This is a genomic window from Commensalibacter papalotli (ex Botero et al. 2024), assembly GCF_947179115.1.
Lineage (GTDB): Bacteria > Pseudomonadota > Alphaproteobacteria > Acetobacterales > Acetobacteraceae > Commensalibacter > Commensalibacter papalotli.
Window position 1 is genome coordinate 689,138 of record NZ_CAMXCI010000001.1, and the last position, 15,758, is coordinate 704,895.

19 protein-coding genes and 1 other RNA gene are annotated in these 15,758 nt (G+C 35.8%); 8 read left to right on the forward strand and 12 right to left on the reverse strand.

Translation table 11 applies throughout. The features are described 5' to 3' along the window. The first annotated feature begins 29 nt into the window (after positions 1–29). Entirely contained in the window at positions 30–1,316 is a 1,287-nt protein-coding gene (locus tag QMN76_RS03145) for an energy transducer TonB (protein WP_282065731.1), read from the forward strand. Positions 1,317–1,370: 54 nt separating this feature from the next. Here the strand turns inward: QMN76_RS03145 and QMN76_RS03150 are convergent, their stop codons facing one another. The 5 genes from QMN76_RS03150 to QMN76_RS03170 form a co-directional block, all read right to left on the reverse strand. Continuing rightward, positions 1,371–2,192 carry a TIGR00282 family metallophosphoesterase gene (locus QMN76_RS03150; RefSeq protein ID WP_034336475.1) on the reverse strand — a complete coding sequence of 274 codons (822 nt, stop codon included), beginning with the start codon at positions 2,190–2,192 and terminating at the stop codon, positions 1,371–1,373. A gap of 10 nt (positions 2,193–2,202) precedes the next feature. After that, positions 2,203–2,766 carry a 5-formyltetrahydrofolate cyclo-ligase gene (locus QMN76_RS03155; protein WP_282023794.1) on the reverse strand — a complete coding sequence of 188 codons (564 nt, stop codon included), beginning with the start codon at positions 2,764–2,766 and terminating at the stop codon, positions 2,203–2,205. Positions 2,767–2,784: 18 nt separating this feature from the next. Next, positions 2,785–2,942, reverse strand: a non-coding RNA gene (ssrS, locus tag QMN76_RS03160) — 6S RNA. A gap of 9 nt (positions 2,943–2,951) precedes the next feature. After that, entirely contained in the window at positions 2,952–3,293 is a 342-nt protein-coding gene (locus tag QMN76_RS03165) for a cell division protein ZapA (protein ID WP_034336471.1), read from the reverse strand. 24 nt (positions 3,294–3,317) lie between these two features. Next, entirely contained in the window at positions 3,318–3,572 is a 255-nt protein-coding gene (locus QMN76_RS03170; protein WP_152534142.1) for a hypothetical protein, read from the reverse strand. 131 nt (positions 3,573–3,703) lie between these two features. On the opposite strand from QMN76_RS03170, the gene QMN76_RS03175 reads away from it, so the two are divergent. Continuing rightward, positions 3,704–4,195, forward strand: coding sequence for a hypothetical protein (locus QMN76_RS03175; protein WP_282023793.1), 492 nt, complete (start codon positions 3,704–3,706; stop codon positions 4,193–4,195). 98 nt (positions 4,196–4,293) lie between these two features. Beyond that, a complete protein-coding gene (locus QMN76_RS03180; protein ID WP_034336460.1) occupies positions 4,294–5,211 on the forward strand; it encodes a class I fructose-bisphosphate aldolase in 918 nt (305 codons plus the stop codon). Positions 5,212–6,011: 800 nt separating this feature from the next. On the opposite strand, the gene QMN76_RS03185 is transcribed toward QMN76_RS03180, so the two are convergent. After that, the gene (locus QMN76_RS03185; protein WP_282023792.1) at positions 6,012–6,995 is read right to left on the reverse strand and encodes a glycosyltransferase family 2 protein; all 984 of its coding nucleotides are present in this window, start codon (positions 6,993–6,995) and stop codon (positions 6,012–6,014) included. Continuing rightward, the gene (locus QMN76_RS03190) at positions 6,992–7,387 is read right to left on the reverse strand and encodes a GtrA family protein (protein ID WP_034336457.1); all 396 of its coding nucleotides are present in this window, start codon (positions 7,385–7,387) and stop codon (positions 6,992–6,994) included. The genes QMN76_RS03185 and QMN76_RS03190 overlap by 4 nt, the downstream gene beginning before the upstream one ends. Positions 7,388–7,630: 243 nt before the next feature. Here QMN76_RS03190 and thiE point away from each other — a divergent pair, with 243 nt between their 5' ends. Beyond that, positions 7,631–8,269 (forward strand): thiamine phosphate synthase, encoded by a 639-nt coding sequence (gene thiE / locus QMN76_RS03195; RefSeq protein ID WP_034336454.1) that lies wholly within the window; start codon positions 7,631–7,633, stop codon positions 8,267–8,269. A 61-nt stretch (positions 8,270–8,330) separates the two neighbouring features. Here thiE and QMN76_RS03200 read toward each other — a convergent pair whose 3' ends face one another. After that, positions 8,331–9,065 (reverse strand): fasciclin domain-containing protein, encoded by a 735-nt coding sequence (locus QMN76_RS03200; RefSeq protein WP_282023791.1) that lies wholly within the window; start codon positions 9,063–9,065, stop codon positions 8,331–8,333. 128 nt (positions 9,066–9,193) lie between these two features. Next, the gene (epmA, locus tag QMN76_RS03205) at positions 9,194–10,183 is read right to left on the reverse strand and encodes an EF-P lysine aminoacylase EpmA (RefSeq protein WP_034336451.1); all 990 of its coding nucleotides are present in this window, start codon (positions 10,181–10,183) and stop codon (positions 9,194–9,196) included. A 120-nt stretch (positions 10,184–10,303) separates the two neighbouring features. Between epmA and QMN76_RS03210 the strand changes: the two genes are divergently transcribed. From QMN76_RS03210 to QMN76_RS03225, 4 genes are all read left to right on the forward strand, one after another. After that, entirely contained in the window at positions 10,304–11,323 is a 1,020-nt protein-coding gene (locus QMN76_RS03210) for a lysine-2,3-aminomutase-like protein (protein ID WP_282023790.1), read from the forward strand. Between the two features lie 85 nt (positions 11,324–11,408). Continuing rightward, positions 11,409–11,975 (forward strand): elongation factor P, encoded by a 567-nt coding sequence (efp, locus tag QMN76_RS03215; RefSeq protein WP_282023789.1) that lies wholly within the window; start codon positions 11,409–11,411, stop codon positions 11,973–11,975. 158 nt (positions 11,976–12,133) lie between these two features. Continuing rightward, the gene (locus QMN76_RS03220; protein ID WP_034338720.1) at positions 12,134–12,943 is read left to right on the forward strand and encodes an inositol monophosphatase family protein; all 810 of its coding nucleotides are present in this window, start codon (positions 12,134–12,136) and stop codon (positions 12,941–12,943) included. A 67-nt stretch (positions 12,944–13,010) separates the two neighbouring features. Next, positions 13,011–13,799: an OmpA family protein gene (locus QMN76_RS03225; RefSeq protein WP_282023788.1), complete on the forward strand. Its 789-nt coding sequence runs from the start codon at positions 13,011–13,013 to the stop codon at positions 13,797–13,799. An 8-nt stretch (positions 13,800–13,807) separates the two neighbouring features. Here the strand turns inward: QMN76_RS03225 and QMN76_RS03230 are convergent, their stop codons facing one another. The 3 genes from QMN76_RS03230 to QMN76_RS03240 form a co-directional block, all read right to left on the reverse strand. Further along, positions 13,808–14,401, reverse strand: a complete 594-nt coding sequence (locus QMN76_RS03230) for a DJ-1/PfpI family protein (RefSeq protein ID WP_034336439.1) — start codon at positions 14,399–14,401, stop codon at positions 13,808–13,810. Between the two features lie 228 nt (positions 14,402–14,629). After that, positions 14,630–14,755: a type B 50S ribosomal protein L36 gene (ykgO, locus tag QMN76_RS03235; RefSeq protein ID WP_034336436.1), complete on the reverse strand. Its 126-nt coding sequence runs from the start codon at positions 14,753–14,755 to the stop codon at positions 14,630–14,632. A gap of 80 nt (positions 14,756–14,835) precedes the next feature. Beyond that, positions 14,836–15,753, reverse strand: coding sequence for a hydrogen peroxide-inducible genes activator (locus QMN76_RS03240; RefSeq protein WP_282023786.1), 918 nt, complete (start codon positions 15,751–15,753; stop codon positions 14,836–14,838). Positions 15,754–15,758 lie beyond the last annotated feature (5 nt).

A 15,758-nucleotide genomic window follows, 5' to 3' on the forward strand; every position in this document is an offset into this window, starting at 1 on the left:
ATTAAAAGTAGGCGAAGACAAAAAACAGAATGAAGCAGAACGACAAGCCTTTGCAACGTAAAGCCCCTACGCTATCTCCGCGTGACCGTTATGTCGGATCTATTGTTTCTTATCCTATTAGTGATTCTATTAATCCAGATCTTGTTTCCTCGCTACGTCCACAATATATAAAAAAATCATCAAAAAATAAGATTATATTTGCTGGCTTTCCATTACTTCGTAAAGAATCTTTTAGACCGGAAAGCTCTCTGAGTTTAACAAAATTAAAAGGGAAACAAACTCAAGAACAAACATCTGCGTTTACAACAACATCCCTTTCCTCTCTAAAACACAATAGTAAAAACTTACCAAAAGTTTGTGCTTCAGGCTCCCTTTTACAACCAACAAATAATGCCTATAATCATTATGATATTCTTTATCTAGCAGGTTCACTAACAGCACATATCTTGGTAGTTGCGGCAATTTATATATGGTATTTAGTTTATCCTCATCCTTCCACAAATGGAAATAGTCAGCAAGGACAACCTGTCGAGGTCGTTTTTTCCCCTGACAAAACAGGATCTAGCGGGTTAACAGGCGAAGGTCTTACTGGTGAAGAGGGTCAACCTCCACCACCTCCACTTGCCTCTATACCTGAGATATCATCGCCTCCACCCGAGGAGAAAAGTGTTGAGGCACCTGAACCTGAGACCGAACCTTTGCCAGATACCGGCAATGTGCCGTTAATGATTCCTAAACCACAAACTCAAACTCCTAAAAAACAACCTGCCAAAACGCATCAATATACCTATCGCTATACCCCACCGCGCCAACAACGAAGACAACAAACTGCTCCCAAAGCTTCTGACAATCCTTTCGCAAATATGCAAAGCTTTGATTTTAGTGAAAACCCCAACAAATCAAAACGTAAAGCTGCAACGCATAGGCTACCTCAAGGCTCTCGTTCAGGTATTGATATGTCTACAGGCCCATTGGTTAAAAACGGCAAAATCAATGTACCCTATGCAGCAAAAATTAGTATTCAAGGAGTTAGTGATGATTATGGAGCAGCTATTAACGCATGGATCAGACAACATTTATACTATCCACCCGATGCAGCCAATAATGGAGAAGACGGCAGTGCCTCAGTACATGTTGCTTTAAATAGAGATGGCTATGTTTTATCTGTTAGCCTAACAGGATCTTCAGGCTCAGATGCATTAGATACTGCAATTACAAGTATGTTTAGAGGTGCCAAGTTACCTAAAATCCCACCCGATTTACCTGATCACTTCGAGTTAGATTTAACCGTTAATTACATTTTATTAAGACGATAATATCATACTCTGTTTAACGTATTCATAATAACTAAACAGAGTATGATATTCGTCTTACTTATCCCATTTAGGTAAAATAGGATCAAGGTCGCCTTTTAATCGAACAGGTGCCACACGCAAAGCTGCCCCTGTTCTATCGTCTGTTTCAACGGCTAATCCACATAAGGTAGCAAGTCCTTCTGCTGGACTGAGACGCATACCAGACATTTTCGTGACAAACCGATAAATAGCGGCTTCTTTTTGCATTCCAATAACGCTATTATAATCCCCACACATTCCTGCATCCGTTTGAAACGCTGTACCAGAGGGTAAAATACGATAATCCGCAGTGGGAATATGGGTATGTGTTCCAACTACAACCGATACTTTGCCATCAAAATAATGTGCTAATGCTGCCTTTTCACTGGTAGCTTCGGCATGGATATCGATTAAAATAGCATGCACATCAATGCCAAAACGATATTTGGAAATTAGCTCCTCAATCATACGAAACGGATCATCCAACGGATCCATAAACAAACGACCCATCGCATTAATAACTAAAAGCTTTTTATTATTAGGCAACATATGAATATAATGCCCTGCCCCAGGAGTTTTAGGTGGATAATTCAAAGGGCGAATAATTTTGGGATTTTCGCGAATATAAGGAATGATATCTTTGCGATCCCAGCTGTGATTTCCAAGCGTAATAACATCTACACCTGCTTTGAATAAATCCTCTGCAATTGCAGGGGACAATCCAAAACCATGACTAGCATTTTCTGCATTTGCAACAACAACATCGATAGCAAGTTTATTTTTTAATGCCGGCAATTCTTGAAGAACAACTTCTCTGCCACTGCGACCAACAATATCTCCTAAAAAAACAATACGCACAGTAAACCCTTTATATATAAATAATTTCTTGCTCTGTAATAATAACAGGCAACCCAAAGTCGAATCTCTCTGTTGGAACCTGTGTCACTTCTTGATAAGAAAACCCAACCCCAGCGCAATTTACCCCAGAAAATTGTTGTAAGGTACGATCATAATACCCACCACCATACCCCAGACGATTACCACAACGATCAAAAGCCATCAATGGAACTAAAATGAAATTCGGCTCGATAATGTCTGTATTTGGATGCATTGTTTTGTAACGCCCCTCTTGCATCGTTACTGTTGGAGACCACAAATGAAAACTTAGAGGATTTCCTTTGATAGGGGTTTTAGGTAGAGCAACTTGATAATTACATTGGATAAGTTGATGCAGTAATGGGCGTAGATCAGCTTCATTATCCAATGGCCAAAAACAGGCAATAACGTCTTTTGTAGCACACGAGTTGCGAATAAACTTAACTATATTTTGGATGAGAAATGAAGTATATTGTTTATGATACTGATCCGACTGGCTTCTTAATAATTTAAGCCTATTTCGTAAATCACATTTTTCTTGTAAAATATCAATCATTAACATCAACTAATTTAAAATGAAGCCACCTTAGCCGTCGGTTTATCAACTCTTCCAGACCTGTCAATACAGGTGGGTACCAGTATAACGAGACCACGGTCACGACAGCGCCAGTTCCCTTGGAAGTGATTATCGGCCCGGGAGTATGTTTTACCTAACAAACCAGGCAGCCCCATAGCGGTATGTTATGATAGATTTAATTTTCCTGCAATAGATTCTGCGCGATCCGCAAGATCATTTAGGCTTTTTTTGAGTTCTTCGTTTTCTTGTTTAAGCTGTTTTAATTTTTGTTTATCTAACTGTTTTTCTAAATTGGTAATATAAATTTCCATATCATGTAATTTATCCGCTATTAACAAGCTGGCCAAAGCCAATATTCTACCTTCACCACTTTGCCCACCAATTTTACGAATCTGATCGATGTGTTGTTCTACGACTTTTGCCATTGCTTGCAAGTGAGGCTCTTGTCCATCCGTGCATCCAACTGTATATCCATACCCATTAATAGAAATCGTTACCTGCGCCATTTATTAATTCTCTAATGTTTTAAATTATTCTACGCTATCAAATTGTTGTAATATATCTTGCATACGTGAAATCAATATATCTAAATTCGCAAGAACAACATCTTTATTATTTAAATCAGGTTCTGTATTTAACTGATTTTTTTGCTCTTCTAAAAAATTTTCTATATAATTAAGTGCTTTTTCCAAACGTTGTTCAGAAGGATTCATCGTATGGGATGAAGGAGACAACTCTATATTATCATCTTGTACATTGATATTCATCGTGTCTGATTGCACCACGTCTTTTGTACCCCCTTGTTATTATAGCTAACAAATAACTTTACTATTTTCTAAAGGTTCTCTATCTAAATATTTATTACATTAAAAGCTAATCAAATACATAATTATTGTAACCAAAACTTTTTATAATAATGACAGAAAATCCTTATACTTTTCTACAAAAAAAAATATTCACAACATCATTAAATAATTATTTAATGCGAACACAAACACCTTGTTTTATTGTAAACCATTTTGCACATATTTACTTTATTGCAGAGATTGCCAAAAAAACAAGTTATATTATACAAAATACTCAAAAAATAGCCCCCTGCGTTTACCTCCTATCCCCTCCAAATGCTATAACATACATAGGTGTCCGCTGGTGGTTATCATTTATAAATAAAGCAGTGGATATATTGCATCAATATTCTGTTATTCATATTTTGGATTGCTTTGACCATGCTGGATTAGCCATGGCATCCCTTAGAATGGGGCAAAAACATATTTTTTTCGAATCGAAATCTAGCCAATTTAACACGATACAAAATCGTGCCCAAACACTAGGAGCTACTATTTGGCACACTAAACCGAATACGTTTAATTTATTAGATTTGAACTTTAAGTATAATCACCTCATTTAAAATATATCTACTTGATGCTCACTATAATATGAATGGCCTTTTTAAACAAACAGTAATAAGTTTCGTGTATATCTTAAATTCTAAACAGGTAATTAAGCATGAAACTAACCCCTCAAGTGAAGCGTATCCTTGAAAATTATGAAGCCGATAACGCAGCAACAAAAAACAATCTGACACGTCTTTTAATGCACGGTAAACTTGGTGGTACAGGAAAATTACTTATTCTGCCTGTGGATCAAGGCATGGAACATGGGCCTGCACGCTCATTTGCTGCCAATCCCGCGGCATATGACCCACATTATCATTATCAAATGGCGATTGATGCTGGCTTAAGTGCTTACGCAGCACCTTTAGGTGCTTTGGAATGTGGTGCTTTTACATATGGCAGTCAAATCCCTACTATTTTAAAACTTAACAATGCAAACAGTTTAAATGACGTCAAAAATCAAGCTATCACTGGTTCTGTTAAAGAAGCCTTGCGTTTAGGATGTATTGGTATTGGTTACACCATCTATCCCGGCAGTGATTATTGTTATGAACAAATGGATATCTTACAAAATTTAATCCAAGAAGCCAAAGACGCAGGATTACTTGCTGTTGTATGGAGTTATCCTAGAGGAGGCCCATTCCTTGATAAAGCAGGTGAAACTGCTGTTGATATTTGTGCTTATGCTGCACATATCGCTGCTCAAATGGGTGCGCATATCATTAAAGTTAAACCCCCTTCAGATCATTTATGTTTAGGGGCTGCTAAAAAAGTATATGAAGATCAAAAAATTGATATTTCAACACTTGCGAAACGCACTGAACATATTATGCAATCCGCATTTGCTGGTCGACGTTTAGTTCTGTTCTCAGGTGGTGAGCAAACCAGTGAAGAAACATTATTTAATACGTTCCAAGGACTTAATGATGGTGGTGCAAGTGGTGCCATCATCGGGCGTAATACATTCCAACGCAAACGTGAAGATGCCTTGGCAATGCTAGATAAAATTATTAATATTTTCAAAAGCTAATTTGAGCCATTTATATACTGTATTATAACAAGGAGGTTTAAACTTCCTTGTTATAAAATTTCATAATAAACAGAAGCTCTGTATATAAGATTTCCAATATAATTATCTTTACAGTCTTTATTTGATTATAAAATCATAATTCTTTCTGCTTTATGCCGAAATCTTATTTTTTTTTGATACTGTCATATCTTGTAAACACCAAACTGCATTTACTCAATTATTACCAAACTCAGCGTTTATTTCTTTTTACTTTCTACTAGAGTGTAAACTACAAAGTATATGATAAGTTAAATCTATTTTTTTCTGAAAAACCTTGGGGTAATTTAGTCATAAATTCTTGATTTAAAACGCCATCCCGTACTTGATATGCTTATATGAAATGTTGATTAATAGGCTCTTTAGTATATTAAAACTATACATTATATATACAGCAGTGAAAATAAATATCATACCAAGACAAGATCAATAAGTTGTTCATTTTCTTTGATAACCAAACTTGATGCTATACATAATGCTTTCAATAAATAGCAAAATTGATAATATTTAATAAAAAACATATATAAACCGACCTATATACATTCCAACTAAACCAATCAAATAAATTTATAAACAGTTTTTCTAGGGTATAATAATCATTAAAAAAGCAAAGTTTTGAACTTTAAGCAAAATATATTTAAATAATATAATTCAGCATAGATTATACTAACTTTTAAAATCGACTTTAGTAAAATAAACATTTCCCATTTTCTGATTTCATGTTGACCAGATACTTTAACTAAACCGACCAACAGAATATAATACTAAAATTTTCCTATGGTTTCATCAATAAAAAATTTAGGGCGCTGTTTTGTTTCTATATAAATTTTTCCAATATATTCACCAATTACACCTAAAGACAAAAGCTGTACACCGCTTAAGAAGAAAATTGAAATGATAAGTGAAGACCATCCCTGAACAGCAAATCCACCAATTTTACTAATGACTCCATAGAACATTGAAATTATTGCCAAAATACAGGTTCCAAACCCTAAAATAGCGATTAATCTTAAGGGAAAAACAGAAAATGAGGTGATAGCTTCAATTGCTAAACTTAATAACTTAAAAAACGAATATTTTGTTTGACCATCAATTCGTTCTTGACGCGCGTAAAAAACTTTATCGCTTTTAAAACCAATTAAAGGCAAGACACCACGTATATATAAATTTTGTTCTTTATATTCTAATAAACAATGAATGGCACGCTTACTTAATAAACGATATTCTGAGTGATTAGGAATATGATTAACACCCATCAAATTCATCAATTTATAAAACATATTAGCAGTATTACGTTTAAATATACTATCCTTTGAGCGATCATCACGAACACCATATACAATCTCATTACCCTGCATATATTTATCGATCATTTGCTCTATACAATTTAAATCATCTTGCAAGTCAACATCAACACTAATACTGACATCCGTATTTATAGAGGTCAACCCTGCTAACATTGCCACTCGTTGTCCTTGATTTCTTGAAAGTTTCAAACCTCGAACATGTAGCATTTCCTCGCCTGCTTGTTTAATTTGAAACCAAGTATTATCGGTACTGCCATCATCTATAAATAGAATATAACTATCATTTTTAATTTTTTTCTTTGCAATCAAATCATTGATAACTTTAGATAACTCAGTTACTCCACGAGAAAATGCTTCTGCTTCATTATAACAAGGAACAACGATTGCTAAAGACGGAATCTCTGAACGAACTGTATTTTGATTAATAATATCGTTATTCATTTCATCACCCAAAATTTATTTAAAATAAAACCAGTTACCGTATAAAATCCCATACCACATAACTGTGCAAGATATACCTCGAGGTATGCTTTATACTGAGGTAGATATATTTTCTCAGGAAAAACCATTAAAAAACTTTTCATTGCAACTAAATTAACAAGATACGCTATGAAACAAGCCGTGAAAAATTTTACAAGGCTTCTAAAACTTAATTTTGCTGAAAATGTAAAAAGTGAATTTACAATAAAACTAAAAATAATACCAACAAGATATCCTGTTGCATTAGATACATAGAGGTTAACACCACTGTGCATCAAAGCAAAAATAACGATCATAGTTAGCAACGTATTAGCAACACCAACCACGATATATTTACTAAAGAGAACCCACATTTTATCAGCTTTACAAATGAAACAGATCATTTGTTATAAATCACATTTCAAACAAAGAAAAAATACCTAATCGTAAAATACATGATTTACAAAGCGATAAAACTATTCCTAGTGATAAAACAATAACAATTCAGTTATATTTGTATGATATAATTTTGATTCAAATTGGATTAATTGACATAATAGATATAACGATATTTTTATATCTATCTTATTTACATATCCCAAAACATTGAGAAGATTATGAACCCTTGTGAGCTTTATCTGATAACCCCTCCCTCTTTTACAGCTTTAGAATTTAAACCTCTGCTTATCCAAGCCTTAGAGGCTGGTCCTGTTGCTGCTGTTCAACTAAGATTAAAAGATGTTTCAGACGATGAAATACGTAAGGCAATTGATGTTTTACAACCTATTGTCCAAGACAGAAATATTGCGTTTATCCTTAATGATCGTCCAGATTTAGCAAAAGAATATCGTTGCGATGGCGCCCATATTGGAATGGATGACACCCCTATTGAGCTAGCAAGGTCACAACTAGGGGATGATCTACAGTTAGGTGTTTCATGTTATGATAGTCGTGATATGGCTATGAAGGCAGGAGAAGGCGGCGCTGATTATATTGCCTTTGGTGCATTTTTTCCAACAATATCCAAAGATACCGATGTTAGAGCCCCCATAGAGTTATTAAGCTGGTGGTCAGAAATGATGGAATTACCAGTCGTTGCAATTGGTGGAATAACTCCAGACAATTGCAAACCATTAGTTCAAGCTGGTGCTGATTTCCTATCTGTGATTGGAGCAGTTTGGAGACACCCAGAAGGGCCTGAAAAAGGAGTTCAAAGTATGTTAAAAGCTATCGAAGACGCTCAAAAAGAAAGGTAACTCTCTCTTTTTATGCTTTCTGTGAATAATTGAAAAACAATTCACAGAAAGCATAAATTTCTTATGGAACTAGGTTAAGCAGACCTTGACTGACATATAAAGTGCCATTTGATTGAGGAATACCATTCACCCAAATCTTGTTAACTTGCCCTACTTTATTTTTTGTTACAAACTCACCTGTTTGAGGATCAATAGTTACAGTTAACTTTTGATTGTAAAAAGTAGTAAGCTCAACAGAGCCTCCATTTTTCAAAGCTAACGCTCTTAATTTAGCAGGAGGATAATTACCCAGAACAATTGTATATGCCATTAACTGTTTCAACAGAAACTCATTTTGTACATCCATTAAAGAGCCTTCAACTGCGAAAGACGGATGTTCCATAGGGTGATTTGGTACAGCAAAAAGCGTATAAGGTCCTTGGCGCTCTACCAATGCTAACAACCCTGTTTTCTGCAATGCTTGCTTGTAATCCCCTAATACAACAGAAGCACGCAAAGTCTGATCCAAAGTTTCATCAACATAAACAGGCATGTCAGGTATAGGGAAATCTTTTGGCCCTGTATAGGCAGGGATAAAATAAGATTGTGTATTCCCCTTAACAAAATAAGTATCTTTTTTAGCAGTATGACGACAATACCATGAGGGGGTACCTTCCCACTGACATTCACGCTCATGTTCTGGAACGCCACCACATCCAGCCAAAGCAAGCAAGCCTGCCATCCCCAAAAGGCCACCCATAACGGATTTTCTTTTTTTATACATGACAACAAGACCCTTTGTTACTGATTGTGACATTTTTATTCCCTTAAAGAACCATTAAAATGAGCGTTACCATTCTTTGGTATCTAGCTTTATCTTTTATCAACCATTTCGACAAGGTCTCAATACTATTTTTCTGAATGTTTTTAAATATAAAACACACTTTATATCCATAAAATATCTCGGATATTTTTAGCCCCCGTTGCCAGCATAACTAATCGATCAACCCCCATCGCAATACCTGAACAAGGTGGCATCTTGGATAATCCTTGTAAAAAAGCCTCATCCATTTCCCATTGAGGTGCCTCAGGATATAAAACCGCTCTTTTACTTCGATCTGTAATAAAACGTTTTCTTTGTTCTATGGGATCGGTCAACTCTTCGAATGCATTTGCCAACTCCAACCCTCCAGCATACAGCTCAAAACGTAATGCAACACGATGATCATGAGGATCAATTTTAGCCAAAGCTGCTTGTTGAACAGGCCAATGTGTTAAAAATGTTGGGCGATCCCTTCCAATATTAGGCTCAATTTTATCCAGTAATAACCTAAAAAACAAATCTTCCCATGTTTCATGATCTCGCAAGTTATAGCCAACAGCATCAGCTAATCTGCGCTCATCATCAAGCAATGATAAAATATCAACACCGACAAACTTCTGAAAAGCTTCTTGAATAGTTAGCTTTTCAAATGGGATGTCAAAACGAATCTTTTGGTTTTGATAATTTATCTCACAAGGCAACAAATTCTTACAAAGTTGTTCTGTTTCATTCATTAACTCAGTTAAAGAACAATAAGGATGATACCATTCTAACATTGTAAATTCAGGAGAATGGTTTGGCCCGCCTTCTTTATTACGCCATACTCTGGCAAGCTGATAAACGGGTTGATGCAATTCAGCCATAATACGTTTCATGGCGAATTCAGGACTTGTATGTAAAAATAAAATCCGTTTTTCTCCGTATGGAGTCTCATAAATTGTATGGAAAGGATTCAAGTGCACTTCTTCGCCAGGTGCTTGGACCAAATAAGAAGTCTCAACTTCTAAATAATCTTTGGCATCAAAAAAACTTCTGATGGCCTTTATCATCAACTGCCTGCGTTTTAACAAAGGCAAGCGATCTACAAGAGAGGCACAATCTGATTGATTCACTATAAAAGAGTCCTTGTATTTCTCTTAATTTGCTTTACATCTTTTTAATCATTATGCGATTTTTTCATTTAGATAAAACGAATTTTTACAAATACACACAAAACAAAGTCCTGTTTACTAATGAATAATAAAACCCTGCACACAGTTCATGAACTTTTACAAAAAAATCTCATTGATCACAAAGATATTTCTTCTTTAAAAAAGCTCTCTCAAACCTATGCGACTGCTATTTCTGCCGAGATGGTAGAACTTATTCAAACACCTACAGACGAAATTGGGCTTCAATACATCCCTCATCCTGATGAGTTAGTTACACGACCCGATGAATCAAACGATCCTATTGCTGATGAAGCCTTATCGCCAATTCCTGGTATTGTTCATCGTTATGAAGATCGTGTTTTATTAAAACCTTTACTTATCTGTCCTGTGTATTGCCGTTTTTGCTTTCGCCGAGAGCAAGTAGGCCCTGAAAATGGGTTACTCAGTGATCAAGAACTGGAATCTGCCTTACAATGGATTAAAGAGCACCCTCAAATCCGTGAAGTTATTTTATCTGGTGGAGATCCTTTTATCCTCTCGCCTCGTCGGATGAATCATATTATACAAACCCTTGATCAAATCCCTCATATTACAACAATCCGTATTCATACCCGCGTTCCATTTTCTGCTCCAAGCAAGTTAACTTCTAAATTTATTAAGAGTTTAGAAAGCGATAAAGCTTTATGGGTAGTGGTTCATGCCAATCATCCAAAAGAATTTACCCCCCAAGCATATCAAGCTATAAAATCCTTGATTAAAAGTGGCATCCCTTTGCTAAGCCAATCTGTATTACTTAAAAATATAAATGATAATGTCACAACATTAGAGGCGTTACTTCGGGCTTTTGTTGAGTGGCGCATTAAACCTTATTATCTTCATCAACTTGATAAAGCCCCTGGAACATCACGATTTTACGTCCCAATTGAGCAAGGACATCGTTTGTTAAACGCACTACGCGGGAGGGTAACAGGCTTGGCATGGCCGATATATGTTCTGGATATTCCTGGGGGGCATGGCAAAGTCCCCTTAGGTCCTGAATATTTTAATCCTCAAACCCCTCATTCTGTGCTTGACCCCAATCATAAAATACGTCAAATTTAAAAGATTAAGGTAGTGAATAGCTTGCCTTTTTCTAATATGAAGACTATAAATCTTCCTTTTACTCGTTTATTTTTAGAGAGAACTAATGAAACAACAGGCAAACCAAATTCGTGCGGGCCAAGTTATTGAACATGACGGTCGTCGCTGGTCTGTCCTTAAACAACAAATTATCACGCCAGGCAAAGGTGGTGCATTTATCCAAGTGGAAATGCGCGATCTGAAAACAGGAAATAAAACCAACGAACGTTGGCGTACCGCTGATACCGTAGAGCGTCTGATGGCCGAAGACAAAGAATTTACCTATTCTTATGAGGACGGCGATAATATCGTGTTAATGGATCCAGAAACTTTTGATCAATTCATGCTTCATAAAGATATTTTTGGTGATTTATTACCTTTCTTACAAGATAATATGAAAATCATTGTCAGATTAATTGAAGGTGATCCAGTTTCTGTTGAACTGCCTGCACAAGTGACTTTGGAAGTTGTTGAAGCAGAACCTGTTGTTAAAGGTCAAACAGCAAGCTCTTCTTATAAACCAGCAATGTTATCTAATGGTGTAAAAACAATGGTTCCTCCGTTCGTAGAAGCTGGAGAAAAAATTGTTGTTAAAACCGAAGATGGTAGTTACGTTGAAAGATCTAAATCTTAAGTCGTACTTAAAATTTATATCTTACATGACATTGATTGAGATGCCTGTTTTATTAAAATATAAACAGACATCTTTACTGTTTTATTTATAATTAATCAAAATCAAGCCTTCTTATAATTTTCAGGAACTTTCTCATGGCTATTCGACTTTCCCCTCATATGATGGTAATGCAAAACGCTGCACAAAAAGCTGCTCGTGGGTTGTTACGAGATTTTAACGAAGTGGAAATGCTTCAAGTCAGTGTCAAAGGACCTGGAGATTTTGTATCTCAAGCTGATCTTAGAGCCGAATCGACTATTCGTGCAGAGCTTGAAAAAGCACGCCCTGGCTATGCTTTTTTAATGGAAGAAAGCGGTCATTCAGGAAGTGACAATTGGAGCTGGCGTTGGATTGTTGATCCTTTGGATGGAACCACTAATTTTTTACATGGTATTCCTCATTGGGCGATTTCTATAGCTTTACAAAAACGCCACGAAAATGGTGAAATTGAAATTGTATCTGGTCTTGTTTATAACCCTGTTGCCAATGAAATGTTCTGGGCAGAAAAAGGTATCGGTTCATTTTTAAATGAACGCCGCCTACGTGTTTCTGCAAGACGAGATATGTATCAAGCCGTTTTCGCAACTGGTATTCCCTTTGCTATTTCTACTGAACAGAAAAGGAAAGGGTTTGTACAAACTGTAAGTTCCTTGATGCCTCAAATTGCTGGTCTCAGACGTTTTGGAGCTGCTGCGTTGGATTTAGCATGGGTTGCTGCGGGACGATATGAAGGTTTTTGGGAACTGGGCTTAAAGCCTTGGGATGTTGCCGCTGGTTTAATTTTAGTCCGCGAAGCTGGTGGTCATGCGTCTGATTTACAAGGTAATCCGCTAAATGATATCGGAATGTCTGTAGATACCGTTGCTGCAAATGCAGCGTTATTCTCTAAGATCAGAGAAATTATATCAGAAAATACTCCCGATAAATAATTGACTAGCATGTTATCATTAAGCAAGTTTATTCTACTTTAAAGAAAGTTGATTGTTAGGCTGTATCATGAATTTTCCTTTATCTCCTTTTTCTATTGTTAAAAAAAGAAGTCAGCTTTTCTTAACAGCTGCTTGCTCGGCCTTCATAATGCTATCCTCTTCTGTTGCAATGGCACAGGTAAATGTTAATCAATCTGCTTTGAATAATTTAGGGGATGGACATAAAAAAAAGAGTAAAGAAGCCTCCAAAACTCATAAAAAAGAAAAACAGACTGCTAAAAAGAAGCAAAAAAAAGAAGACACTCACAAAAAAGTAACTGCTACACAAAATACAAAGCCTCAGGAAAGCACTAATAAGCCTCCTGCTGTATTACCAACGATCCCTCCTGCACCTCCCCCTGTTCCTGTATTTAAAGATGCAAACATTGTTGTACCCTTGCATCCACCAGCCCCCCCCCCTATGCCACAAATTATCAAAGAAGCAAAAGGCGAAGTTCGTGCTACTAACAAGCACACCTTAATTATTTTTGATGAAAATAGTATCAACCTTAACGAATCTATGCTCAAAGCTGTGATGGATTTCGCCAATACATTAAAACAGCACCCTAATGCTACGATCTTTCTAAATGCCTACAGTCACGGTAATGCTGATGATTTATCCACACCACGCCGTACTGCATTAAATCGTGGGTTAGCTATTCGCGCTGTATTAATTAATCAAGGAATTCCTTCTACACGTATTTATTTGCTAGCCAAAGGGATACCAGAAACTCAAGTGCACGATCTAAGCCCAGATCACGTAGAAATGATTAGATCTGACCTAGCAGACAAACCTAAAGCAACACCTAATAAATAATTAATAAGTCATAATGAGCTTGAAAAAGGATCATTATGACTGTGATCATTCCAAACATACTCCATCAAATTTGCAACTTTAATCGCTCGTTCTTTACCATACAGATCAGCAACAAAGCATAATGCCATATCAATACCAGCTGATACACCTGATGATGTATAAAGATGACCGTCAACGCACCAACGAGCCTTCTCTTGCCAATTAACTTGATTATTTAATGATGTTACCCATGACCATGCATTTTTATTTGAAGTTACATACTTGCCATTTAATCGCTTGGTCTTTGCTAGCAATGCGGATCCCGTGCAAACGGTTAAACAATATAAGGCTTGAGCTATCATTTTATCTAACCAACAAATAAATACCGTATCATCTACCAATAATCGCGTACCCATCCCTCCTGGAATAAACAGCACAGAATTATACGGTAATTTTAATGGTAAAGACTGGGTCATTATGGGCACTTGATGAGAATTATAAATTATACCCCCATTAATTGAACAATAATGAAGTGTAAATTCTTTTATTTCACCAAAAACATCCACTGGACCAAAGACATCTAATGTACGAAAATCATCAAATAAAATAATAAAAATATCCATGCATAAGATCTCTCAATAGATTATTAACTGGACCGAATAAGATTAATGACTTTAATAAAATTGATGTTTTATTCTCTCGTTTAAAAGATATTAGTTTAGTTTATGATATTTAAACATAATTTTTTATACAAAAAAGGCTTCTAATTTACATTAGAAGCCTTTTTTAGATTCATATTCATAAAAGATCATCATTTAAAAAATGACTAAATCAAATGTGAATTAATAAGATTAACCTTGACGTGCTTTCATACGTGGATTTTTCTTATTAATAACATATACTCTTCCATGACGACGAACGATACGGCAGTCTTTGTCACGCAATTTAGCCGAACGTAAGCTGTTTCTAATTTTCATAATTTCAATTCCACCCAAGGCAATAAATTCGAAAGTTAGCTCTTATATAAAGAAAAATAAGAAAAAGTCAAATCCTAAGACTACATTTTTAAATTTTGAAAAACTTTTTCAAGTTGTTTAAATTCACTTGCTCTCAAAGAATTGCGTCTCCAAGCCAAACCAATGGTACGACAAGTCGGATTCCCATCCAATACTCTGACGACAATATCAGTGCGATCTACAATTTCACTTTCTATTGCCATCTTTGGAATAAATGCAACGCCAAGACCTGCTCCGACCATATTAATAACAGTCTTTAGTGAAGATGCGGTAAAATCATTCTGCGCATCTGTCACTGCTTTAAAGCTTTGCCCTTGCCTACACATATCTAGTGTCTGATCACGCAGACAGTGCCCATCTTGCAAAGAAATAACTTCTTTAATATCTATTTTTTGTAAAGGCACTTTATCAAACTGTTCTAAAATATGATTTTTAGGTATAATTAAATAAAAATCATCCTTGAACAAAGCATAAGTTTCCACACCACTGCAATCACATGGCATAGCAATAATCAAGAGATCCAAAAATCCAATTGCTAATTTTTCCATCAGACTTTCAGTCAAATCTTCGTGAATATTAAGCGTTAATTTTGGATATATATTTTTAATATTATGAATAACAGGCGTTAAAATATAAGGTGCAATCGTTGGAATTATCCCCAGTTTCAACGATGAAGAAAATGGCTCTTGGGAAAAATTAATAATATCTCTAACCGATTCGAGGCCCTGTAAAGCAGCTTTTGCCTGTACAATGACTTCTTCACCAATTGGGGTAAAAACTACTCTTTTTCCAGCAGTTCTATCCAAAATTGAAACAGCAAACTGACGTTCTAAATTCAATATTCCTGCAGACAAAGTAGATTGAGTTACAGAGCATACATTAGCAGCTCTACCAAAGTGTCTTTGCTCAGATAGGGCAATCAAATAACGTAACTGTTGTGGTGAAGGAAGAATGTCCATCGATT